This window comes from Aeromonas enterica (genome assembly GCF_054052465.1).
Window position 1 is genome coordinate 258,662 of the sequence record NZ_JBSTYL010000003.1, and the last position, 24,072, is coordinate 282,733.

General features: G+C 57.3%; 21 protein-coding genes and 1 riboswitch. Of the genes, 12 read left to right on the forward strand and 9 right to left on the reverse strand.

Translation table 11 applies throughout. From position 1 onward, the window contains the following. Positions 1-36: 36 nt before the first annotated feature. Complete coding sequence (locus tag ACW5XD_RS05295; protein WP_456493955.1) at positions 37-234, forward strand: YbdD/YjiX family protein; 198 nt, start codon at positions 37-39, stop codon at positions 232-234. Between the two features lie 12 nt (positions 235-246). Beyond that, on the forward strand, positions 247-1,257 hold the full coding sequence (locus tag ACW5XD_RS05300; RefSeq protein ID WP_456493956.1) for a CobW family GTP-binding protein: 1,011 nt from the start codon (positions 247-249) through the stop codon (positions 1,255-1,257). 76 nt (positions 1,258-1,333) lie between these two features. Here the strand turns inward: ACW5XD_RS05300 and ACW5XD_RS05305 are convergent, their stop codons facing one another. After that, on the reverse strand, positions 1,334-2,239 hold the full coding sequence (locus ACW5XD_RS05305) for a 1,4-dihydroxy-2-naphthoate polyprenyltransferase (RefSeq protein ID WP_456493957.1): 906 nt from the start codon (positions 2,237-2,239) through the stop codon (positions 1,334-1,336). 207 nt (positions 2,240-2,446) lie between these two features. Between ACW5XD_RS05305 and ACW5XD_RS05310 the strand changes: the two genes are divergently transcribed. The 7 genes from ACW5XD_RS05310 (at position 2,447) to ACW5XD_RS05340 (ending at position 11,209) form a co-directional block, all read left to right on the forward strand. After that, entirely contained in the window at positions 2,447-3,793 is a 1,347-nt protein-coding gene (locus tag ACW5XD_RS05310) for an isochorismate synthase (RefSeq protein ID WP_456493958.1), read from the forward strand. Positions 3,794-3,827: 34 nt separating this feature from the next. Then, positions 3,828-5,561, forward strand: a complete 1,734-nt coding sequence (gene menD / locus ACW5XD_RS05315; RefSeq protein WP_456493959.1) for a 2-succinyl-5-enolpyruvyl-6-hydroxy-3-cyclohexene-1-carboxylic-acid synthase — start codon at positions 3,828-3,830, stop codon at positions 5,559-5,561. Beyond that, the gene (menH, locus tag ACW5XD_RS05320; RefSeq protein WP_456493960.1) at positions 5,551-6,318 is read left to right on the forward strand and encodes a 2-succinyl-6-hydroxy-2,4-cyclohexadiene-1-carboxylate synthase; all 768 of its coding nucleotides are present in this window, start codon (positions 5,551-5,553) and stop codon (positions 6,316-6,318) included. The genes menD and menH overlap by 11 nt, the downstream gene beginning before the upstream one ends. A 161-nt stretch (positions 6,319-6,479) precedes the next feature. Next, positions 6,480-7,340 (forward strand): 1,4-dihydroxy-2-naphthoyl-CoA synthase, encoded by an 861-nt coding sequence (gene menB, locus ACW5XD_RS05325; RefSeq protein ID WP_042868847.1) that lies wholly within the window; start codon positions 6,480-6,482, stop codon positions 7,338-7,340. Further along, entirely contained in the window at positions 7,340-8,269 is a 930-nt protein-coding gene (menC, locus tag ACW5XD_RS05330) for an o-succinylbenzoate synthase (protein WP_456493961.1), read from the forward strand. The genes menB and menC overlap by 1 nt, the downstream gene beginning before the upstream one ends. Before the next feature lie 10 nt (positions 8,270-8,279). Beyond that, a complete protein-coding gene (locus tag ACW5XD_RS05335; protein ID WP_456493962.1) occupies positions 8,280-9,686 on the forward strand; it encodes an AMP-binding protein in 1,407 nt (468 codons plus the stop codon). 299 nt (positions 9,687-9,985) lie between these two features. Next, complete coding sequence (locus ACW5XD_RS05340; protein WP_456493963.1) at positions 9,986-11,209, forward strand: winged helix-turn-helix domain-containing protein; 1,224 nt, start codon at positions 9,986-9,988, stop codon at positions 11,207-11,209. Position 11,210: 1 nt separating this feature from the next. Here the strand turns inward: ACW5XD_RS05340 and ACW5XD_RS05345 are convergent, their stop codons facing one another. From ACW5XD_RS05345 to ACW5XD_RS05370, 6 genes are all read right to left on the reverse strand, one after another. Further along, entirely contained in the window at positions 11,211-11,756 is a 546-nt protein-coding gene (locus ACW5XD_RS05345) for a fimbrial protein (protein ID WP_456493964.1), read from the reverse strand. Positions 11,757-11,769: 13 nt separating this feature from the next. Then, on the reverse strand, positions 11,770-12,798 hold the full coding sequence (locus ACW5XD_RS05350; RefSeq protein ID WP_456493965.1) for a fimbrial protein: 1,029 nt from the start codon (positions 12,796-12,798) through the stop codon (positions 11,770-11,772). 4 nt (positions 12,799-12,802) lie between these two features. Then, positions 12,803-13,534: a fimbrial biogenesis chaperone gene (locus ACW5XD_RS05355; protein WP_456493966.1), complete on the reverse strand. Its 732-nt coding sequence runs from the start codon at positions 13,532-13,534 to the stop codon at positions 12,803-12,805. Positions 13,535-13,544: 10 nt separating this feature from the next. Continuing rightward, entirely contained in the window at positions 13,545-16,076 is a 2,532-nt protein-coding gene (locus ACW5XD_RS05360) for a fimbria/pilus outer membrane usher protein (protein WP_456493967.1), read from the reverse strand. 67 nt (positions 16,077-16,143) lie between these two features. Further along, positions 16,144-16,542, reverse strand: coding sequence for a hypothetical protein (locus ACW5XD_RS05365; protein ID WP_456494069.1), 399 nt, complete (start codon positions 16,540-16,542; stop codon positions 16,144-16,146). 98 nt (positions 16,543-16,640) lie between these two features. Further along, positions 16,641-17,183 carry a fimbrial protein gene (locus ACW5XD_RS05370; protein WP_456493968.1) on the reverse strand — a complete coding sequence of 181 codons (543 nt, stop codon included), beginning with the start codon at positions 17,181-17,183 and terminating at the stop codon, positions 16,641-16,643. Positions 17,184-17,986: 803 nt separating this feature from the next. After that, a riboswitch (cyclic di-GMP riboswitch) is annotated at positions 17,987-18,073 on the forward strand. 41 nt (positions 18,074-18,114) lie between these two features. Here ACW5XD_RS05370 and ACW5XD_RS05375 point away from each other — a divergent pair. The 3 genes from ACW5XD_RS05375 (at position 18,115) to ACW5XD_RS05385 (ending at position 22,945) form a co-directional block, all read left to right on the forward strand. Further along, entirely contained in the window at positions 18,115-18,495 is a 381-nt protein-coding gene (locus tag ACW5XD_RS05375) for a fimbrial protein (RefSeq protein ID WP_456493969.1), read from the forward strand. A 508-nt stretch (positions 18,496-19,003) separates the two neighbouring features. Continuing rightward, positions 19,004-21,754, forward strand: a complete 2,751-nt coding sequence (locus tag ACW5XD_RS05380) for a collagenase (RefSeq protein WP_456493970.1) — start codon at positions 19,004-19,006, stop codon at positions 21,752-21,754. A 210-nt stretch (positions 21,755-21,964) separates the two neighbouring features. Further along, on the forward strand, positions 21,965-22,945 hold the full coding sequence (locus ACW5XD_RS05385) for a SanA/YdcF family protein (protein WP_456493971.1): 981 nt from the start codon (positions 21,965-21,967) through the stop codon (positions 22,943-22,945). 54 nt (positions 22,946-22,999) lie between these two features. On the opposite strand, the gene ACW5XD_RS05390 is transcribed toward ACW5XD_RS05385, so the two are convergent. Both ACW5XD_RS05390 and ACW5XD_RS05395 read right to left on the reverse strand, forming a co-directional pair. Next, a complete protein-coding gene (locus ACW5XD_RS05390) occupies positions 23,000-23,614 on the reverse strand; it encodes a superoxide dismutase (protein WP_456493972.1) in 615 nt (204 codons plus the stop codon). Positions 23,615-23,635: 21 nt separating this feature from the next. Next, on the reverse strand, positions 23,636-24,061 hold the full coding sequence (locus ACW5XD_RS05395) for a hypothetical protein (protein ID WP_456494070.1): 426 nt from the start codon (positions 24,059-24,061) through the stop codon (positions 23,636-23,638). Positions 24,062-24,072: the final 11 nt, after the last annotated feature.

Consider the following 24,072-nt stretch of genomic DNA (forward strand, 5'->3'; position numbering starts at 1 on the left):
GGCCCCTGCATGCCGGGGCCCATGCTCGGAGGCACCATGTTCGATACCTTGGCCAAGGCCGGAAAATACCTGGGGCAAGCAGCCAAGTTGATGGTCGGCGTGCCCGATTACGACAACTATGTGCAGCACATTCGGCTGACTCACCCGGAACAGACCCCGATGAACTACGAAGAGTTCTTTCGCGAGCGCCAGGATGCCCGCTACGGTGGCAAGAATGGCGGACGCTGCTGCTAGACAGGGATCATCATGAACCAGGCAATTGCCGTCACCCTGCTGACCGGTTTTCTTGGCGCCGGCAAGACCACGTTGCTCAACTACTTCCTGCGCCACCATGAAGGAGTGTCGGTGGCGATCCTCGAAAACGAGTTCGGCGCAGCCAATATAGATGGCTCCCTGCTTGAGAGAGGTGACGGAGTGAGCGTGGTCGAGCTCAGCAATGGCTGCGTCTGCTGCAGCGTGCGTGGCGAGTTCACCGCAGCCCTCACCGATTTGCTGGCACGCCGTGCCAGTGGCGAGCTGACCTTTGAGCGACTCATCGTCGAGACCACAGGCCTCGCCGATCCGGGCCCCATCATCCAGACCTTCTTCGTTGAGGAGGCATTGCGCGATACCCTGCGCCTCGACGCCGTCATCACGCTCGCCGACTGCAAGCACATCGCTCAACAGCTTGACGAACACCCGGTGGCCGCCGCCCAGCTCGGCTTTGCCGACCGCATCTTGCTGAGCAAGTGCGACTGCGTCGACGAGGCAACCCGCGAGGCGGTCATCGCACGCATCCACCTCATCAACCGCAAGGCGGAGATCCTGGATGTACGACAGGGTGAGTGCCCCCCTTCACTCTGGCTCGATCTTGATGCGTTCACCCTGAGCGATGAGCTGTCGCTCACTCGCGGCGTGCGTATCGTACGGGCCGGAGCTGACGCCTTTTCCCCGCTTTCGGAACAACCCCGATCCTGGCACGACACCATACAGGCCCACCTGCTGGAAGGGGGGTCGCTGGATCTCAAGCGCATCGGCGCGTTCATGGAGCAGTGCATCGAGCATCACGGCAACGACATGCTGCGCTACAAGGGAGTACTGGCCATCGCCGGTGAGCCGCGCCGACTGATCGTGCAGGGGGTACACAAGGTGGTGGGATTCGACTATGGCTCCCCCTGGGGTGAAACGCCCCCCTGCTCCCGGCTGGTGATCATAGGTCGTTACCTGCCCCTTGCCGCATGGCAGGCAGGATTTGCTCAGACTCAGGTGCAGGAGTGAAAGCGGCCCAGGCTCGACCAGGAAAAAGGGCTCCCGTCCGGGAGCCCTTTTTCATTCGGGGCACTCCGTCATTGCATCAGGAGAGCGCCAGCCCGATGGAGAGCAGCAGGCTGAACAGGAAGGCGCTGATGGCGGTCTTCTTGAGCGCACCGGTCAGCACCTCGCCATCGAAACTCGTGCGCAATGTCTTGGCTGCGTCCGTGAGCGGCTTCATGGCGGGCAGGAAGATCCAGGGCCAGACGTTGGCGGGCTGGGTCAGCAGGAAGGCGATGGTGCTGACCAGCGCCGCCCCCAGCAACAGCCAGTGATAGGCGATGGCGCGATTGCGACCGAGCCGCACCGCCAGGGTGATCTTGCCGCTGACCGCGTCCGTCTCTATGTCCCGCACGTTATTGATGTTGAGCACGGCGGTCGCCAGCAGGCCGCAGGCGGTGGCCGGCAGCAGCAGATCCCACTGCAGCGTCTTGGTGAACAGATAGTAAGAGCCGAGCACCCCCAGCAGACCGAAGAACAGGAATACGGAGATATCGCCGAAGCCGCGATAGCCGTAAGGGGTCTTGCCAACCGTGTAGGTGATGGCCGCGACGATGGCCGCGCCACCCAGCACCACGAAAGTGAGGATCTGCAGCCACTGATCACCGAAAGCGCAGCCCAGCAGGGCGAGGCCGCTCACCACGGCGGCCAGGGCGGTCAACGCCATGGCCATGCACATCTGGTGGCGGGTGATCAGGCCAGAAACCACGGCGCGCTGGGGACCGATCCGTTCACCATTGTCGGCACCGGAGACGGCATCCCCATAGTCATTGGCCAGGTTGGAGAGGATCTGCAGCAGGATGGCGGTCAGCAGAGAGAGTGCCATTATGGTGCCATCGAAGGCGCCACGGCTGGCCGCCAGCCCGGATCCTAGCAAGATGGAGGAACACGCGAGCGGCAGTGTTCGCAAACGCGCCGCCAGCAACCAGATAGAGAAGGTATTTGTCATATTGTGATGGCCAAACAATCAGATATTGATCGTGTTAAGGGTTATCGAACCGGATTTCGGTATACTTGGCCCCTCGGGAGTCAGCTCCCCGGGCGATTTACATGGACGAATGGGCAGATAATATATAGGAATAATCGCTCCTTTGGCATAAACCAACGGCATCCTTCTGCAGGATTGACCGTCACTATCGGCTCATAGACGAAATCCATGTTGGCTCAGACCCATATCAAGCAACAACTGGACGCCCTGCGTCACGGCAACGCCAGTGGCTTCGTGCGGCTGCGCGTAGGGATCGAGATCCGCTCCTTCCTGGGCTGGCTCGCGGCGCAGACCCTCTATCCCCGTATCTATTGGCATGCCAGAGGGCACGACAAGCCCGAATACGTGGCGCTGGGCTGCCTGCGCGAGCTGACCGAGCCCCAGGCGATCCGCCAAGTCTGCGAACAGACCAGCCAGCCCCATGATGACAGCCCCCGCTACTATGGCGGACTGGCGTTCGACCCGACTCAGCCCGGCTGGCAGGGCTTCGGCCCCTGCCGCTTCGTGCTGCCCCGCATCGAGCTGGTGCGCCGTGGCGAGTGCGTCACCCTCTGCCTCAACCTCTGGTTGCCGGAGCAGACCGGCAGCGACGCCTTCGAGGCCGAACTGCAGGCTGCTGCCGCCGCCCTCGACGCCCTTCGGCCGGAGGCCCCTCTGCCGCCGCTGACCCGTCATTCATGGCAGCGGGAAGATTGCCCGAGCCAGCCGCAGTGGCAGACCCTGGTCGAGCAGGTCACCGCCCCCGACTTCCAGGCCCACACCCCCAAGGTGGTGCTGTCGCGCCAGAGCCGGCTCACCCATGACGGTGCAACGCTCACGGCCGACCCGCAGGCCGTCGCCCCCTGGTCGCTGTTGGCCAGCTGGGCACAGCACGGCCAGGACTGCTTTCACTTCGGCTTCCAGTTTTCGCCCGAGCAGAGCTTTATCGCCTGCTCCCCCGAGCGGCTCTACCGCCGTGAACATCAGCACCTCTTCACCGAGGCGCTGGCGGGCACCATCCGCCGCTCCGGCGACGAGGCAACCGATGCGGCACTGGCCGCCGAGCTGCTGGCCGACAGCAAGAACCGGCTGGAAAACCGGCTGGTACACGCCGACATCCTCAGCCGGCTGGCGCCGCTTACCACAGATGCCACCCTGACCGAGCCGCGCATTCTCAAACTGCGGCTGCTGCAGCACCTCAAGTGCGACATCGAAGCCGAGCTCAAGCCCGGCGTCTGCGACTGGCAACTGCTGGAGGCGCTGCACCCCACCCCCGCAGTGGGCGGCGCCCCGCGCGAGGCGGCGCTGGCCTTCATCCGCGAGCGCGAGCCCTATTATCGCGGCTGGTATGCCGGCGCCTGCGGCATGCTGAGCCGGGAGACCTCGGAGTTCTCGGTCGCCATCCGCAGCGCCCGCATCACGGCGCAGGCCATCACCCTGTTTGCCGGCGCCGGTATCGTCGCGGGTTCCGAGCCTGCCGCCGAGTGGGCCGAACTCGACAACAAGATCGCCAACGTGCTCTCCCTGCTGGGATAGCGTTTTCTCACCGTTTCCTCACTACGAGAGCCTCATGTCCGCGCGCCAAGAGTTTGCCAGCCACCATGCCACCTTCAACCACGTCTGGTCTTCCCTCTTGCTGGAGGAGCTCTTTCGCCTCGGCGTGCGCGACATCGCGCTGGCCTCCGGCTCGCGCTCGGCGCCGCTCACCATGGCAGCCGCCGCCCACCCCGGCTTTCGCCGCCATCTGCACTTTGACGAGCGCGGCCTCGGCTTCATGGCGCTGGGACTGGCCAAGGGCAGCTGCCGCCCGGTCGCGGTGATCATGACCTCGGGTACCGCGGTGGCCAACCTCTGGCCGGCGGTGGCCGAGGCCCAGCTCACCGGCGTGCCGCTCATCATCCTCTCTGCCGACAGGCCGCCCGAACTCATCGACAACGGGGCCAACCAGGCCATCGACCAGCAGGGGATCTTCGGCCGCTACCCCGTCTATCAGCAGAACCTGCCGAGCCCCACCGCCACCATCCCGGCCGCCTTCGTGCTGAGCTCGGTGGATCAGGCGCTGGCCCAGCAGGCACTGACTCCGGGGCCGGTACACTTCAACTGCATGTACCCGGAGCCGCTCTACCCCAGCGACGCATATCAAGACTTCAGCGACTACCTGGCTCCCCTCGGAGACTGGCTCCATTCAAGCAAGCCCTGGAGCCCCTGGCAGCAGAACGAGCAGATCTGTCCCAGCCAGCCAGACTGGACAGCCTTGCAGGGCAAGCGCGGCGTCATAGTCGCGGGCCGCATTCAGGATCCCGCCCAGGCGCAGGTGGTGGCCGAACTGGCCGAGCGCCTCGGCTGGCCGTTGCTGGCGGATCTGCAGAGCCAGATCCGCTTCGATGCCCGCAATCTCATCCACATGGATCTCGCCCTGCAAAACAGCGGCTTCGTGGCCGAGCTGGCCCGCGCCGACGTGCTGCTGCAATTCGGTGCCCGCCTCATCTCCAAGCGACTCGGCCAGTTCATCAAGCAGCACCCTTGGCAGGATTACTGGCTGGTGGACCCACAGCCGGCACGGCTCGATCCCGATTACCGGTTGCGCCGCCGCCTGGTGTGCGAGCCCGCCGCCTTCGCCGCGACCCACAAGGTGAGCACTCGTCACCTGCCCTGGCACCGGCTGGCGGAGCGCCAGCAGAGCGCCACCCGCCAGATCCGCAGCGCTTGCGATCGCTTCTCCGAGCTCGGTGTCTGCCATCGGCTGGGCTCCCTCATTCAAGGCCAGCTGTTTGTCGGCAACAGCATGCCGGCCCGGCTGATGGACATGTTCGGCGAAACGGGCAAGGGACCCTGCCGGGTGATGACCAACCGCGGCGCCTCCGGCATCGACGGCCTGATCGCCAGTGCCTATGGCTTCGCCCAGTCGAGCGAGCAGCCGACGACCCTGCTGATCGGTGATCTCAGCGCCCTGCACGATCTCAACAGCCTGGCCCTGCTCGGCAAGGCGAGCCGGCCGCTGGTGGTGATCCTGCTCAACAACGACGGCGGCAGCATCTTTCGCATGTTGCCTGTGCCCACCGGCGATCGGCTGCTGGAGACCTACTACTGCCTGCCCCACGGCCTGCACTTCGAACATGCCGCCGCCATGTTCGGCCTCCACTATCGGGCGCCGACCACGCTGAGCGAATTTGAGCAGGCCTACGGCGCAGCCCTGACAAACACGGCGTTGGAAAAGAAAGTAACGCTGATTGAAATCAAGGTACCGAGCAGCGAGGTGGCCGAAGATCTGAAAGCACTGGGCACTGTTATCCGTGGCATCTAGCACTGACCAGCCACCCCTGGTGCTGCTGCACGGTCTGCTTGGCGATGGCCGCGACTGGCAGCCGGTGATCAAGGCATTGCCCGGCATAGATTGCCACGCGCTGGATCTGCCGGGCCACGGCAACAACCGGGGGCTGAGTGTGACCGGTTTCGATCAGGCTCATCAGTGGCTCCGTCATGAACTCAAGGATCGCGACATAGCGCGCTACCGACTGGCCGGCTATTCGCTGGGCGGGCGACTCGCCCTCTATCACGCCAGTCGTTCCCCAACCGGATTGCAGGCCCTGCTGCTGGAGAATTGCCATCCCGGCCTGCCACCGGCCGAACGGGCGGCCCGCATCGAACACGACGAGCGCTGGGCGCGGCGCTTCGAGCGCGAACCGCTGGCCGCCGTGCTGGCCGACTGGTATCAACAAGGAGTCTTCGCCGATCTCGACGAAGCAGCCCGCTCCCGCCAGGCAGCCAGACGCCTCGGCAATGACGGCCAGGCCGTCGCGGCCATGCTGCGCGCCACCTCGCTTGGCAAACAGCCAGACCTGGCCGCCTGGCTAAGAGCGGAACCGCTGGCTGGCACCCGCTTGCCGGTGAGCTGGATCTCCGGCAATCAGGATCACAAATTCCATCAACTGGCTTGCCAGTTGGTGAAGCAGGGCTGCAATATCAATCACTTGACCCTGGATGGCGGCCACAATCTGCACGCCAGCCAGCCCGAGCGCTTTGCCTCGTGCCTGCGCAACTGGATTGCGAGTACGCCATAAACGGCATGACACCATTTACCCGAGCCGGCCTTGCCGGCTTGTCACCAACAAGAAAAAGAGCGTGCACATGATTGACGCAATGACGAAAGCTGAACCGTATGCCCCCGTTCAGATGACGCGATTGCTCAATCTGGGTTCGACCAGACCAGAAGGAAAAAAACATGATTGAGGCAATGACGGAAGCGGAACTGTACGCCCCTGTCGAGTGGCGCGATTGCTCCGCCGGTTACGAGGACATCCTCTATCACAAGTCCGGCGATGGCATTGCCAAGATCACCATCAATCGTCCCCAGGTGCGCAACGCCTTCCGTCCCCGCACCGTCAAAGAGATGCTGCAGGCGCTGGCCGATGCCCGCTATGACGATCATATCGGCACCATCATACTCACCGGCTTCGGCGAGAAGGCGTTCTGCGCCGGTGGCGACCAGAAGATCCGGGGCGACTACGGTGGATACCAGGATGACGAAGGCACCCATCACCTCAACGTGCTCGACTTCCAGCGCGACATCCGCACCTGCCCGAAACCCGTGGTCGCCATGGTGGCCGGTTACGCCGTCGGTGGCGGCCACGTGCTGCACATGATGTGCGATCTCACCATCGCCGCCGACAACGCCCAGTTCGGTCAGACAGGTCCGAAAGTCGGCTCCTTCGACGGCGGTTGGGGCGCTTCCTACATGGCCCGCATCGTCGGCCAGAAGAAAGCCCGCGAGATCTGGTTCCTGTGCCGCATGTACGATGCCCAGCAAGCGCTCGACATGGGTCTGGTCAATACCGTCGTACCGCTGGCCGAGCTGGAGCGCGAAACCGTGCGCTGGTGCCGCGAGATGTTGCAGAACAGCCCGATGGCGCTGCGCTGCCTGAAAGCAGCCCTCAACGCCGACTGCGATGGTCAGGCCGGCTTGCAGGAGCTGGCAGGGAATGCCACCATGCTGTTCTACATGACCGAAGAGGGTCAGGAAGGGCGCAACGCGTTCAACGAGAAACGTCGTCCCGACTTCTCCAAATACAAGCGGAATCCCTGATGAAACTCGCTCTCTATCGCTACCAACTGCCTTTTACCCAGCCCCTGACCTTTCACGGCAAGGTGGAGGTGGCGCGAGAGGGCCTGCTGGTTCGCATTGACAAGGGCTGGGGGGAGATAGCCCCCCTGCCCGGTTTCTCCAAAGAGACGCTGGCCGAGGCGCAAGCCGAGGCCCTCGGCTGTCTGGAGCAGCTGGCTCAGGGGCAGTCCATCGCGCCCCTGCTGCCTTCGGTGCAATTTGGCCTGGACTGTGCGCGGCGGGTCTGGCCCGAGCAGACGGCTCCGCTGCCCGAGCCCTATCCCCTCATTCAAGGCTCCCCCCAGGAGCTGCTCAAACACTGGAAGAACTGGCTGCACCAGACGCCCAGCAAGGCCAAGCTGAAGGTAGCCCGTTATCCCATGCGCGACGAGCTGGCGCTGATCCGCCTGCTGTGCGATCGCATTCCCACCCTCAAGCTGGTGCTGGACGCCAACCAGGGTTGGACCCGCGAGGAGGCCTGGGCCTTCTGCGGTCACCTGGATCCGAACCGGATCGAGTACCTGGAAGATCCCTGCGCCAACTTTGACGACATCGCCTTCGTGGCGAACCGCACCGGCATGCCGGTGGCCATCGACGAGCTGCTGGCACAGGGCAAACCCTGGGAGCCTATCCCGCAACTGAGAGCCCTGGTGCTCAAACCCATGCTGCTCGGCTCGCTGGCCAACAGCGAGGCCTTGGTGGCCCGCGCCCGCGAACTGCGCCTGAAAGTGATCGTCTCCTCCTGCTTCGAGTCCGGAGTCGGCCTCGGCCAGCTCGCCCGTCTCGCAGGTGAGTGGGCGCCGGATCAGGCGCCGGGCCTGGATACCAGGCGCTGGCTGGCAAGCGACCTGCTGGACAAACAAGGCAAACCCGATCCTGGCCTGCTGGAGCCCCTGTTTCACCGTGATTGAAGGGGCCTTCATGCTGCCGACATCTGACCATCACTCCCCTCTGGAACCCTGCCCGGTGCGTCACTGGGCACACATGTCTCCCCATAGGATTGCCATCCACACAGACAGCCCTCTCAGCTATCAGCAGCTGGATGCACGGCTCAACAGCCTGTGCCGGCAGTTGGCGCTGGCTGGCCTGAAAGTCGGCGACCGGCTGGCTGCCGTGGTACGCGGCGCCCTGCCGGATGTGTTGCTGGCCTGGGCTTGCGTGCGCAGCAGCATCGTCTTCTGCCCGCTTAATCCCGCCTTTCCTGCGGCCAGACAGGCCGAGCTGGCGGTGCAGCTGGACGTGGCCGCCTTCTGGTCGGCGGGCGAGATCCCGGCAGGCAACTGGCAAGCCTTGCAACTCGACTTCGCTCATGAGCTGGCGGCAGACGAGGACGGCTGCATGCTGGAGCCATCCCGGCTCAACAACATGATCCTCACCTCCGGCTCCAGCGGCACACCGAAAGCCGTGGTGCATCGCCTCGCCAACCACCTGGCCTCGGCGCGAGGCTCAGCCTCCCAGATCCCGCTGGATAAGACGTGTGGCTGGCTGCTATCCCTGCCACTGTTTCACGTCGGCGGCTACGCCATCCTGTTTCGGGTGTTTCTGGCAGGTGCCGCACTGGTACTGGACGATCGCAGCCAGCCGCTCAAGGATCGGCTCGAACGACAGCCCATCACCCACCTCTCGCTGGTGCCGACCCAGCTTTGGCGGCTGCTGGCAGAGGGTTTTGACCCCGCCTGCACCCGCTTGCGCGAACTGTTGCTCGGCGGCGCCGCCATCCCGCAGCCGCTGGTTACTCGCCTCGCGGCCATGGGGTTCACCCCCAAGTCGAGTTATGGCCTCTCCGAGATGGCCAGTCAGGTCTGCACCGGCCAGCCGTCTGCCGCTGGTGTAGTTGGCAAACCGCTGCCGGGGCGGGAAGTCTGCATCCTGCAAGATGAGATCTGCGTGCGCGGTGACACCCTGTTTGCCGGTTATTTCAAGGAGGGTGTACTGGAGCGGCCGCTCGACGAGGATGGCTGGTTTCATACCCGCGACAAGGGTCATGTCACCGCTGGCGGCGAACTGGTGGTGGAGGGTCGGATCGACAATCTGTTTATCTCGGGGGGCGAAAACATACAGCCCGAGACCATAGAGCAGCGGCTGGTGGATCATCCCGCCGTGGCGCAGGCACTGGTGGTACCCATGCCGAGCGACGAGTGGGGGCAACGCCCCGCCGCCTTCATCGACTGGCACGGCGAGCCTGTACCCTATCCGGAGCTGGCCGCCTGGATCCGCGCCGCCCTGCCCGGCTTCATGGTACCCGACCTCTGGCAACCCTGGCCAGACATGGGCGGGGCTCTCAAGCCCCAGCGAAAGCTGTATCAGCAATCAATTTTCAAGCAATAGGCGTCATACGACAGTTTTCGACACAAAAAGAGCTGTCGGCATGCACTTTATTCAAGAGAAACCGGCTCACAGTTAGCATTCCCCCCCATTTTTATCCTGAGTGAGAACGATTACATGAATGATCACCTTTATTGGTTGTTTTTTGAACCAAATTAATCACTTGCAGTACCATATTCCTCGGCCAGTATTTCAATTGAAATATAAACAATTGATAGTTAAGGAAAATATCACTTTATCGTTATTTGAACAACTGCAACATGATGGTAAAATGCACTCCTTGGCAGTAAGGCGAGTCACACATGAGTAACAAAACCTATAAAATTGCAGAGGATATCTTTTTCTCCGCTGCAATATTCAGGCTCTCAAAGGGAGAGAGGGATATCAAGCTCAGCAACAAAGAAGCCGAGCTACTCGAAATGCTGTGTGATGAGGCCGGCAGTGTCATTCCAAGAAACATAATGCAGGAAGCTTTGTGGCCAAATCAGGATAATACTGACACTAACCTTAATCGCCAGATCCTCTCACTGAGGAGGAAACTTGAATCATTTGGCTTGCTCGATGGCATCGATACCATCCCCAGAGTAGGTTATATATTTTGTGCGCCTGTCGAGGTTACTGGAGAAGGCGACAATACGGGTGAAACGATAGAATCAATGGCGACATTGCCACAGGCCAGACAACAATACACTCGTAGAAAGTACGATCGGTATTTGCACCCAAAGCGTATCGTGCAACTTATATTTCTGATTGTGGTCTTTTCTTCACTGGCAATGTTTTTTTATCATTACAGCAATGAGAATACTCTTAGAGCGATTAAAATAAGTCATATTTCTTTGTATACGACCAACGAGGTCGAAAATGCATTGAAATTTAATATTGATAAACTAACACCGCTCGTTAAAAGAGTTCCAAACAATGACGATGAACATGTTTCCATTCTCATCGGAAAGGAGGCTATTAGCTATTTTTCGATTGACAACAAAGATAAAAAATTATCAGAAAATGTCTTCCTGCTGAGAACTGGCCACCCTGTAACAGAAGAGTTGCAATGTGTCATCGCCACAATGTCCCTGCAGGGAGAAAATGTTTCTAATAATTATTACAACAGCCCAAACACGACTGTCAGATATCATAGCAGTTGCCAAGCACCTGATAATTGGGTAGAAATAACAAGAAAGAGCAAAATGATCGTCACCATGAATAAGGAAATTGCGGTGTCGACAGTAATAGCAACGGATCATCGGGGGAATTCCCTATTCAATCTGGATTCGGTCGGGAATATTGAACGGGATGAAGATGATTTTGCGTTAGAAATAACGAATACCATAGTTAATCTTGTCGACCAGAAGGCATTGATCAGTAATGGCATGGTTGCCCCCCTGGTCGCTGCCATGACTCCACCGAAACAGAAATTGATTTTTATTCAACTGCCCGGTGGAATATACCTATCCAGTTATATGGGTGGGGTCATTTTCTGGCCCAGCCGGGACAACTTGAAAGTTATCCCGCATAACGACCGTTAAGTTACTCATAGGAAACAATAAAACTGGCTACCGCCGTATAATCGCCAGGTTTGATGTTATTGGCTGCAATGGCGTCCGTGTACCCTTCCACGCGTGCAGAAAACAGCAGTTCATTATCTATTGAACCACTCAGGACATAACCGCTGGAAGGGCTACCCAAATCCAGCGGTGATTGGGTGGCATCGTATAATCTGATACCCGCGCCCTTGGCAGAACCGGCAGAGAAGGCCAGAGCACCACTCATCTGTGGATCCTCAGTGCCGCTGAAGGTTACCTTGGCCATACGGAAAATATCGGGCTTGCAGTTGGTCAGGCGGATCACAAATGGCACTTGGGCTCCGCCACCGGCGGAGTAAAGATCCCTGACGTCAACTACCCCCATATCGACCGACTGATCGGCCGATTCGGGAGATATCACGCACGGTTGATCGATGATCCGGCCATGAAGATTCACCGTGTTACCCAATAGTTCCAGATCATCACCAGACGCAGCAATAGCATTCAACCCCGGGAAAAACATCAGACCTATCAACAGTGTCCGCAACATATATAATGGTTCCTCACTGAAATTCAGCAACGACAGTGGCGGTCGCATAAAAATCTCCCGCAGCCACATTTGCAGCGGCTGGTGATATTATAGGCGCGGCAATAAACCCCCAATCGCCAATATTTCCTTGCATAGTGACCGGGTAAAATTCATTCAGCCTCAACGGGGAGCCATCCAGTTGTTTGAACTTGATTCCCAAGTCAGGAATAACTGAGCTCCCCTGATAACCATCCTTTGTCGTTCTCAGATACTCTTGACTGAATGATGCTGCTTTCCCAGAAATACCAAGATTAATCTTCAAAGCATTACCTTCAAAGACCCCACCTTCACAACTAAAATTCAATGGAAGCGTCTTTTCAAAATTGTTTCCGTCTAGTCCAGTACCTGGCAGATCACCAAATTCAATTTCGATTGTTTGGCCGCCATTGATCGTACATTTCTCTGGTACACGTAATATTGATGACTGAATTATAATTCTTGACATCACATCATTACTAAACCCAGAATCAGTCGTCCCTAAACGACCAAATAGTTCAACTACTTCATGGTCAGATATATGAACACCATTGATGATGGGTTTTCTGACTCTAAACGTTACCTTTCCCTGACTACCACTCTTAAAATCATAACTAACAGACCCACCTTTTCGACATGGTCCAAAATTGCCTCGATTGCTCTCATTTTCAAATGGTGCAACTACATATTGGTTACGATTGCCAGCGATATATATTTCTACCTTCATATCGAGAAAATCATTCAGCCTGACAAAGCCATCGCCAATGGGTGGTAATCCTTCACTCATCACAGCCCTGTAGAAAAATGGTGATGTCGGAATATCTTTATCTGGACAATATGCCGTTCCCCGATACGTTCCATTTAAATTCCAGAGAAAGGGGGGAGTCGTGTAATTTTGCGTATTTTGAATATCACTATCACCCAACTCGATGGGGTATGTTTGTGTATCAGCAACCACGGCACCATTAACCGCCAATACTGGCGCAGTAAAAACCATCATCACTGCACAGATAATGAAACGATACATAATGCTACTCGCTCTTGATGGCTTTACAGGCATTCCCGACGCACTGATATTTAATATCCATATATCCACCGTAGTCATTGACATAGCTGATAATAAATTCATTACCCAGTGCCTCTGGAATTTTGGCATCCAGCTCGGCCTTGGGTGACACCATAAAGGCGGAGAAGCCCTTGATGGCGGTTTTCTCTTTACCCTTCGGATGAGCCAGGCCGACATAGGTGATGTAATAAGGAGTCGGGTTGTTGACTTTCAGGGTCGCCCCCTGCTTGGTGATCGTCACCTGATCCTGCCAGACGGCGCCACGCTCCGGAATAATGGCCTCGGGGCGGTAAAAGAGCTTGATCTTGGACTGCACGGCAATCTGCATCACATTGCTTTTCTCGCTCTTGGGCGGGATCTCGCGCAGGTTGAAGTAATAGATGGATTCACGATCTTTGGGCATAGCATCGATGGCGGGCACGCTGGCTATCCTGACGATCGACTTCTGATTGGCATCGACGCGCTGTACCGGCGGCAACACCACGAAAGGCGAAGAGATCTTCTGCCCCTGAGTGTCTTCAATCCATGCCTGAGCCAGATAAGGCAGCTTCTGGTTCTCGTTCTTGATATTGAGACTGATAGATTTGACACCACCCGGATACACGGCACGCGTACGATCCAGCACGATGGCGGCACTGGCATTGATTGCAGTCATGCCCAGCACGGCCAGACAGGTAAAAGAGAGCAGCTTTTTCATCGGTATCCCATTACTTGCAAGTGAGAGTCTTCATCGACAGATCGGTTACTTTGGGCGGTGCCACTATCTTGCACTGACGACTGCCGCCCCAGGACACATCAAACGATTCATTTGGTTTGACCCCTGTCAGGTAGATAAGGCCATCCTCATCCACCACGGAAAGAACTCGCCCGGAGTTTTTGACGACGGTTGCCCCAAAAGGAGGGTTGGCACCATCAGGCAATCTGACACTCGCCAACAGCTTGAAACCTTGAGCAATTTCAAATGCGTTATACCCAATCGCACCTTCGGTCAGGGTGCCCTGCTTGATCGCATTCATGGCATCTATATCATCGCTCAGCTGATCCACGTCTATTCTGGTATCGCTCTTGCGATAGTCGGTCATGTCACTGATCACGGCGACCCCAAACCGGTTGGTCACCGCACGACCATTGTTGAAAGAGACGCCAGGCACCTTGTCGGTATCCACCATCATGCGAGTCCCCCCCCGTCGGGTGGCCTGGTGCAAGGCAGCCCCATACTCCGTCGCCGTCAGCCCACCTCGCATGCTTGCCCCGAGCGAGGTGTACTCGCTCTGTACGCTGTAGGCATTGAGGCTGACAGCGCCTATATCACTGTTGTGGTTGTAGTAGCCGCGAGCAACGGCATTACCGTTGCTTTGCACCCCCACCCCCAGCTGATAGGTGTCATCAGGCCGGCTGTAATCCTGATAGGTCGCCAGGTGGGTAACCTTGCCGTTGGAAGACTGCACGCTGTATCCCACGCTCTTCCTGTCCCCAATGGGCATACTGACGGTCAGCATGACGCTCTTGTCATCTTCATACTGCTCGGTTTTGGTCTTGTAGGCCGACAAATAGAGTGAGACGTCCTTGAATGTGCCAATATTTACATTCTTGTTAATTGACAGACCATAACGATCTTCTGCCTCATGATCCCAATAGGTTCTACGGGTGTAATCCAGATAAATAGTCAATGCCTTGGCAGCATCATCAGCCCAGAATGTCTTGTTGGCAGTAATGGTATATAGCTCTTTGTCTCCCCAGGTATTGTAATCTTCACTGATGGTTGATTCATTATGCTCCAGCCGGTCCTTGTTATTCAGGAACTGCGACATGGTCATGAAGTCTTGCTGGGAGAAACGATAACCAGCAAAAGTAATGGCGCTATTATATTCATCGAATTGCTTGGCATAATTTAAACGGAATGATTGGCCAATCTTGGTGGACAAGCCCGGTAATTTTGAAATGGATTGAGTCAGATCGGCCGAAATAGCACCGAATGCATAAAGGTCACGGCCAATCCCCAGCCCCATGGAGTTATATTCACCAGCAATCAGACTGCCACCATACAGAGACCAGGAGTTGGCAACGCCCCATGAAAAATCACCCGTCACGAAACCCGGCCCATTGACATCATGAGCCGAACTCCCCAGCTCGGTGGGTGCCCCGACAGAGAGGTTATACCTGACATAACCGGGACGAGTCAGATAAGGTACGGTTGCTGTATCCACCTGGAAAGAGCTGACACTTCCATCCTGCTCCTCAACCCGCACATCGAGCCGACCACGCACCGAACTGTCCAACCCCTGGATACGAAATGGGCCGGCGGGCACATTGGTCTCATAAATGATGCGGCCAGACTGGGAGATAATCACCTTGGCATTGGTTTTGGCAATGCCGCTCACCTCGGGTGCATATCCTTGCAAGCTGGGTGGCAACATGCGTTCATCATTGGCCAGGTTGATGCCGGTATAGCTAAATCCATCGATCAGCTGCGAATTGAGCTGTTGCTCGCCAACTGTCAATTTGGCAGCCATGCTCGAGAGCGGGCGATACGCATAAATTCGATTCAGCTCAGCTGACTTCCGCTCATCATCACCCCAATAAGAACTTGCCTGATAATCGCCGCGCAGGCGCCAAGCACCATAGTTAGCCCCAAGCGTACCGTAGCTGCTGATATTGCGATTGGAATAGTCACTCCCTTCGTTGATCTGGGCATTGATGTTGTAATCCAGCATCAGACCAGTGATACCTTCATCCCACTGCTCGGGCGGAATCCAGTTGGGGTCACTGTATTTCATCCACGCTTGAGGCACCGCAATCCTGAGCAGACCATTGCCGATATCATTCGAGACCACGACCCCATCCAGAGCCTGCACATTGGCACACTGGCCCTGATGCCAGGTATCGATTTTGGCAATGGCTTCATCAGTCAGTGCCATTTTGGGGACGAGATCCGGAGGCAAGCAGGCAACGCCACCTTTTCCCTTGCCATCTTCCAGCTCATAAAACGGGATTTTCTGGAGTGGCAATTTATTTTTGTTAACCTCAATTTCAAGATAGTAATCGCCAGGCAGGATATAGCCTTTGTCCGCGAACTGAGAAAGATCTATCTTGGTCCGCTCATCCAGATCAAGCGCATCAATATTAAACTCCGTTTCTGCCCATGCATTATTTTTCATTACCAGTAAACAAGGCATGCATAGCATAAACGCTTTTTTAAAAACATGTTTTCTAACAGAGTTTGATGTTGCAACGCTCATATTTTGACTCTAGGGATATCATAACGGTCTCACACAATGAGGTGTCTACACTAAGCAAGCTGTTTGCCTACATATAACTAAGTTCAAACAAGGCCATATTGTCTGAATAAAATGGCTTGCTACTCTTCAGACTGATATGAAGTTCCATATCGTCATTGACAACATTCGAAATAATAAAACGCTCACCTGACACCTTATAATATTGTCCATTGTTGATGATTCCCAAATCATCGGTCATGGCACCATGCACGGACATGGATATATGAGACAGTGACTCACTCACTGGTCCTTTAATCTGACAGCCACTGATTTTTAGTGTGCCATGGCGTTGCTGTTGCCAGGGAATGCTGTGCAGTTCATCCAGATCACCGAGTGTGCAAGCTGATTCAGCCAAACCATCCGTCAGTTCATTCGCATTAGCAGGGCTTGCCATCATCACAACCTGCAGCACCACTGGCACCATCATTGACATCTTCATGATCAAGGTCCGGTGAGAGGAAAAAGATGTGTGAGGTTGTAGTGGTTTTCACCACCACAACCCTTGTCACACGTTAAGGCAGACGATTACTCGTAGGAGAGAGTAAAGTTGGTAACCGCAGTGAAAGCACCGGCAATCAGCGGGTTAGTAGTCTGGTCGGCATAGCCTTTCAACACGGCACTGAAGGGCAGTTCGTTGTCGCCATTTACCAGATTGAAGGCAGTTGTAGGTTCGCCCAATACAATCGCATCGCCACCCGGAGCAGTCATCTTGATGCCGGCACCAGCAGCTTGACCACCACCGATAACCAACAGGCTCTGGTCAACAGGATCCTTGGAACCACTGAAGGTCACTTTGACGGCATCTTCCTCAGGGGTAATTTCGCAGTTCAGCAGCTTGATGCTAAACGGCTTGGAGTTGGACTCCCCACCGTTAACCAGCTCTTTGGTGCTGATCTGGCCCATTTCAACGACTTGATCAGCAGACTCAGAGGCTACGGAGCAAGGCGCATTGATGATCTCGCCATTAAAAGTAACTTTGCCTGAACCAGCGCCGCCGGCAGCAAGAGCAGAGCCGCACAGCATTACAGAACCAACACCCATGGCAACCAGAACTTTATTAACTTTCATTTGTGTATACCTACATTAACGCGTGTTGTTATGCGGCATCATCTAAACCAAGCTGGAGTCATGGTTTTCGATGATGCCGCAATATTATCACACAGCAACTACCAGTAAGCCGACCTCTCACCAACAACTCGATGAGAAATGACCACAGATAGATTTATCTGTGCATGTTAAAAGCAAAAGTTGCCAAGGGATAGTTCCCGCTACCCCCTATCTCCTGCATCTGTGCTCATTGACATGCCTACATATTCATGTGCACAGAAAGCTTGGTTCAGCTTTTGCTTTTCGATAAATTAGCGATATATACGATGCACATCAAATACATTTTGATTTTTAAAGATTGCAAAATAAACACACTAAAATCAATAACTTACCGCAAATAAAAACATTAACAAACAATAGTAGCCAACTATTGAATATATATATCACTTATATGACAACACTAGCCAACACAACCTGAGTGAATTTCAATAAATCACCATCAGATATGAAGGAGATATCATTTCCCCATCAGCTACCGTTCCTATAGCTCGTATGGAGTCTATAGATAACGGATGACATATATGAGTAAAATGTGTAGCCATTCCATGCGCTGGGAAAATAACAAATCTATTAATGTGAAATGCACCTCCACGCTGACCATATTTTCACCATCCAAAGATTTATTCCACATCATTAATAATAAACTAAAAGAGAACATCGTGACTGTATCTCGATACGAATACGAATGACTGCTGCTATTTGTAAGCTATATCTCAAATTTTTTGTCGATTGATTTCTCGATGCAGGAGGTTATCATCTAAACATAGAGTAAAGGGCAAACCGGTCGAAAGGTCGGGACGCAAAGCCACCGGTCTAAGGGTTTAAATACCTAAGACAGCGAAGCTGCCATCTGAGAAGAGTGATGTCATAACCTGTATGCCATTCTCTTTGATTGCGTTGCCCTTTTCGTACAACGACCTGTAACGAAAAGGACATAAACATGAACACTTCCAATACTCCCGCTGGCTTTCTCCACCACAGTACCATCCGCTTTGCTTCTTCTGCCGCCACCGCTGTGCTGCTTGGCGTAGCGCTACTGCCCGCGACAGCATCAGCTCAAGATGGCAGCGTGGCCTTTATCGGGACCATCTACGAATCACCGTGTGATTTTTCTGACCATAGCGTGACCTGTTATTCCGGCACTCAACACCAGATCATGGATTTGGCCAGCCTGCAGCAAGCTGGCAGTCTCAACGCCATCAGCAGCACCTTGAGTTACAGGCTGTCGGAGAGCAGCAGCAACACGGCTATCGTGACGGTGAGCTACCTCTAGCACGATCCAGATTGCGCTCACGCCCGGAGTTGCCTGCAACCACGGGGCTTGCGCCCTATATCGGCAACAAGCAGACAAATAGCCAGAGACGAGAGGTGGGCAATCCAAGCACCTGATCCCCTGTTTGGCGGATGGGTGCTTGCCAGTCTCACCCTTTCTCGTTGGCTTTTGGCTCCATCATTCCCCCTGTGACAGGGCCCAATCCCTCTACTATCTTCGGCCCGTATCGCAGCTGGCCCTCTCCTTGCTACCTGTGTCTCACATCCGCAGTTCCGACGCACGGATAAATCTTCAAGTGAAAAACCCATCAAACTCATGTACCCAGGCTTATATCCCCCCCAAATGGTGGATGAGTCCTTGCTATCACTGCAGCCCCCAATGAGGCTGACTTTGTTATCATCCAAGCTAAATAAATGATTTATATGGCCTGACTGGTGAGTTGATACCCCTTTGGAACTTAGTACATTGCCCGCGACAACCACGCAGACATAAAACCAAAGGGATAAAAATGAACTATCTGGGTACCAGGTTACTGCTCTTGGCAGTGCCGGGCATGCTTGCCACTTCGGCGCTGGCCAATTACACCCCCACAGACTGGCAACAATACCGGTTGAACGGCGAGTCGAGCCGTCAGCTGGCTGATCGCGTCACCGAAGTGACCTATGAGCTCAGCGCACGCAATGGCGATGCCCCCTATCAGCAACTGCGTGTCTATCGCCGTTTCGACTGGAGCGAGGCCAATCTGACCGTGCTGGCAGAACAGCAATGCGGCGAGCCGCAACTCAGGATCGAGCAGGGCTGGCAGATCCGTTACCTCAGCTGCGAGCAGGTGGTGCCGGTAGGCAAGGCCATCCCGGCCAGCAGCTATGACTTTGGCTACGGTCTGAAACAGGGTCGCTGGGAACCGCTGACGGGCACCCCGACCGCCCCGCGTCAGGACCGCCTGCCGCTGGCCGAACGCATCATCCTGAGTCACAACGAGCAGGAGCTGGATCGCTGCGAGCTCAATGCACAGGGCCGCTGCGCCGAGCCGGTTTGGCAATATCAACCGCAAAACTGGCAACAACTGAGCGTGCTGGAAGAGACCCCCAACGAGCGGGACGGCCGCCTCGAGCATATCTTCTTCCGCCTGCAGCCCATGGCGGGCAGTCAGGCTGCCAGCCAGGTGAGCGAGATCCATGTCTGGCGTCAATACAGCTGGCAACTGGACGAGGCCAAGACCCAGCAAGAGTGCGACGAGCCCCAAATCCGCCAGGAGGGGGACAAGACCATCAGCTATCGGATTTGCCGCCAGACCCTGCCCGCCGGCAGCGAGGTACAGGTGGTACTGAAAGACACCGGCTATCAATACCCGGTCGGTGGCAGCGAATGGCAGACCCTGCCGGAGACCGACGAGTGGCAAGAGAGTCGGGTGCTCAATCGCCCCATAGTGCTGGCCAGCAAGGAGGAGCAGCTCGACTGCCGCCGCGCCGATGGCCGCGCCTGCTCGGCACCGGATCTGCCTGACACCGAACTGCTGGATGCCGATGCGGCAAAACTGGTTGCGGATGTCAGCGGCCAGAACAGCCCGGCATGGCAGGCCAACTATGGTCACGACGATGCCAAGTTGATGGCCGTCGTACGCGGGATCCGTTCCCTGCTTGCCGCCAACCAGCCGACCCATCCGGCCATGGACAAGCTGCTCTACTACGTCCGTGCACACAACTACCACGGTGGTATCCGCCAAGAGAGTGATCCGGCCGCCCGCGCACTGGCCGAGGCAATGATAGATCTGCTCAACCACCCGCTACTGCTGAGCAGCGAACCCCAGGATCAAGCCGGCACTGTGCTGGAAGCCTGGAGTGTGGCTGCACAGGGCCAACTGGGCCAAACCGCCTTCCGGCAGAGTGCCGCGCCCATGCTGCCGCAGATCAGCCAGGCATTCGGCTATGCGGTCCAGCATGCCAGCGAGCTAAATGGCCACAAGCCCTGGGCTGATGGCCTGTTCGAATTGCTCAATCTCGTCGATCAAAGCGCATCCTATGGTCAGCTGGCCGATTTTTCCTCGGCACTGTTGCAACAGGAGGCAACACTGCGCCAGCATCTGCGCCAACTCGGCATGAGCGAACTGGCGCTGTGGAAACAGCATGACGGCAATCGGGACCTGTTTATCTTCAACAACATCCTCGATGCCCAGAGTCGCCTATATCAGCTGAAACGCTATCACAGCCCGGACGAGGCGGCTGCCTATCGCCAGTTGCTGGATCAGGATGTCATCGCCATCATGAGACAACACGGACTGGTGCCAGGAGGTCAACATCCTGCCGCCTTGCTGGAAGATGTCTCGCTGACCCTCTCCACCTACTATCTGACCTACACGGACCGCACCAGCGAAGCCTGCATCAGCGGTGACTTTGCCGGTCTCTGCACCCCGATCCGGATGGAGGACGTATTGCCGTTCGAGCACACCTGCTCGCCGACCCTGCGCCTGCGGGCCCAGGATCTGAGCCAGGATCAGGCCGACGGCATCTGCCGCGAGCTGGGCGCCGAGGAGCAGCAGTTCCATCAGCAGATGGAAACAGGCTGGCAGCCGGTGAGTGATGACAACAACGAGGCTCTGGAGCTGGTGATCTTCAACTCCTCCGCCGACTGGGCACGCTACGGCAGCGCCCTGTTTGGTGGTGTCTCCACCGACAACGGCGGTATCTACCTTGAAGGGGATCCGGCTCGTCCCGGCAACCAGGCCCGCTTCTTCGCCTATGAGGCGGAGTGGAAACGCCCCGCCTTCCAGGTGTGGAACCTGCGCCACGAGTACGTGCACTACCTGGATGGCCGTTTCAACCAGTACGGCAGCTTCGGCCACTACCCGCTCAACCGCACCACCTGGTGGTCGGAAGGGCTGGCGGAGTTCATCGCCCACGGTCAGTGTTTCGCCCGCGGCATGGACAACGTATCGGGTCGTCCGGCGGCCGATCGACCGAGCCTGGCCGACATACTGCATCTGGATTACGACAAGGGGGGCGAGATGGTCTACTCCTGGTCCTATACGGTGCATCGCTTCCTGAACGAGACAGGTCGCGGCGCCAGCTGGCTGGCCATGGCCCAGGCCCTGCGCAACCCGAGCCAGCAGCAGGCGATGAGCGCCTTCGAAGCCGAACTGGATCAATTGATCGCCAATGACAGCGCCGCCTATCAGGAGTGGCTGAGCCGCGATCTGTTGCCCTGGTGGGAGGCCAACAAGGACTCCGACGAGTGCAAGAGCAACGACTCCTCCCACTGAGGATGAGGCATGATGACAAGGGGCGGCCATGGCCGCCCTTTCTCATGGACTATTTAAACCGACACAGGATCAAACAGTTAGCCAACCACAGGATACGACAGCCTCTGCCCGAGTGACGCCATTGGCCGCTATCAAGCCTGACGCGCAGCGGCAACTTGTAATAGAATGACCCCCTGTCACCTCTTACTTCAGACCCGAACCGCACCGCGCATGAAGAAGTTTGCCAAGATCCTCCTCGCCTGCTTTTGCCTGTTGCTGGCATCTGCCGCCACGCTGCTGGGCTACAGCGAGTGGACCGTCTCAGACGCCCGTCATTACACCTATGACGACGTCGACGCGGTACCCTACAACCGGGTCGCGTTAGTGCTCGGCACCTCCAAGTACCTGATCGGGGGCAGTCCGAACCACTACTTCAAGTACCGGATCAAGGCCGCCGCCGAGCTCTACAACAACGGCAAGGTGGACTACATCCTGGTGTCCGGTGACAACGCCACCGTGCAATACAACGAGCCGCGCCAAATGCGACGGGCCCTGATCCAGGCAGGCATCCCGGCCAACGCCATCTACAGCGACTACGCCGGCTTTCGCACCCTGGACTCCATAGTGCGCGCCAAGGAGGTGTTCGGTCAGGCCCACTTCACCGTGGTGTCGCAGGCCTTTCACAACGAGCGCGCCATCTTCATCGCCCGCCACTTCGGCATCGAGGCCGTCGGCTTCAACGCCAAGGATCCCAGCGCCTATCAGGGCATCAAGACCCGGGTGCGCGAGGTGTTCGCCCGCCTGATGGGGCTGCTCGACCTCTATGTGCTGGACAAGGGGCCCAAGTTCCTCGGCGAACCCATCGTCATCGGTGGTCCCACCCCTTGTCAGGCGCTAAGCACCATAGGGGCAAGCCAGCCCTGCCTGCCCATTGCGCCGCCCCCCCATAAGCCGAAGGCCAAACCGGCTGTGGCCGTGAGCGCAGCAACCGCCACCAGTGCGGCGGCAGCAACCAGCAGTGCTCCGGCCACCAGCGCAGCCGTGCCGAGCGAGACCACCGCTCCGGATAAACCGGCCGCCACCAGTGCAGCGATGCCAACCAGCAACGTCCCTGCCACCAGCGCAGCCGTGCCGAGCGAGGCCACCGCTCCGGACAAACCGGCTGCTGCCAGTGCGGCGACGCCAACCGGCAGCGCGCTGACCCCTCAATGAAAGAGACCCGCCAACAGGCGGGTCTCTTTCATTGGGCTGGTTATCTGCCGGCGATCAGGCCAGCGCCGCGGCATAACGCCGTGCCACCTCGTCCCAGTCGATCACCTGATAGAAGGCGGCGATGTAGTCGGGCCGCTTGTTCTGGTACTTGAGGTAATAGGCGTGTTCCCACACGTCCAGCCCCAGGATGGGCACATGGCCCTGCATCAGGGGGCTGTCCTGGTTGGTGCTGCTCTCCACCCGCAATCTTCCCTCCTTGTCCACCACCAGCCAGGCCCAGCCGCTGCCAAACCGGCTCAGCGCCGCCTGGGTAAAGGCCTGCCTGAAGGCATCCAGTCCACCCAGCTCCCGATTGATCGCCTCGGCCAGCTCGCCGGCCGGTTCACCGCCGCCTTGCGGGCTCATCACCTGCCAGAACAGGCTGTGGTTGGCGTGACCGCCGCCGTGGTTTCGTACCGCCCCCTGCACGTTGGCCGGCAGGTTGTCGAAGCGTGCAAGCAGCGCGTCCACCGGCAGGGCCGCCAGCTCGGGGAGCTCGGCCAGGGCAGCGTTGAGGTTGGTGATGTAGGTCTGATGGTGACGGCTGTGATGGATCTCCATGGTCAGCCCGTCTATGTGGGGTTCCAGCGCATCGTAGCCGTAGGCAAGGGCTGGCAGGGTATGGCTCATGATCACCTCTTTTGATTGTGATTAATGCAGTTGATGGGCGGGCTCGGTCTGACACAGACACTGGCCGAGACAGCGCTGAATGGCATCCTGTGTACCGTGTTTGCGCACGAAGGCGAGCAGCTCGGTGCGGGTGCTGCGGCTGTGGCGCAGGGCGGCATCCCGCAAGGGGACAGGGCTGGCGGGGGACTGGCTGGTGGCAAGCAGGCAGTCGTGGATATGGCACAGCAGATCGGCGGCACGCTCCGGCAGCGCCATGGCAACCAGCAGATCCGCCAGATTGTGGTGAGCCACCACCAGCGCGGCCACCGCCTCGTCCGCATCGTGCCAGCAGGCGAATTGCTGGCGCGCCAGCCACAATGCCTGCTGGTAATAGGAGAGCGCCTTGGCGTGCTCGCCGGCATCGAAGTGACGATTGCCACTCAGGGTCTGCACTTTCCAGTGCACCATGCTGCTCTCCG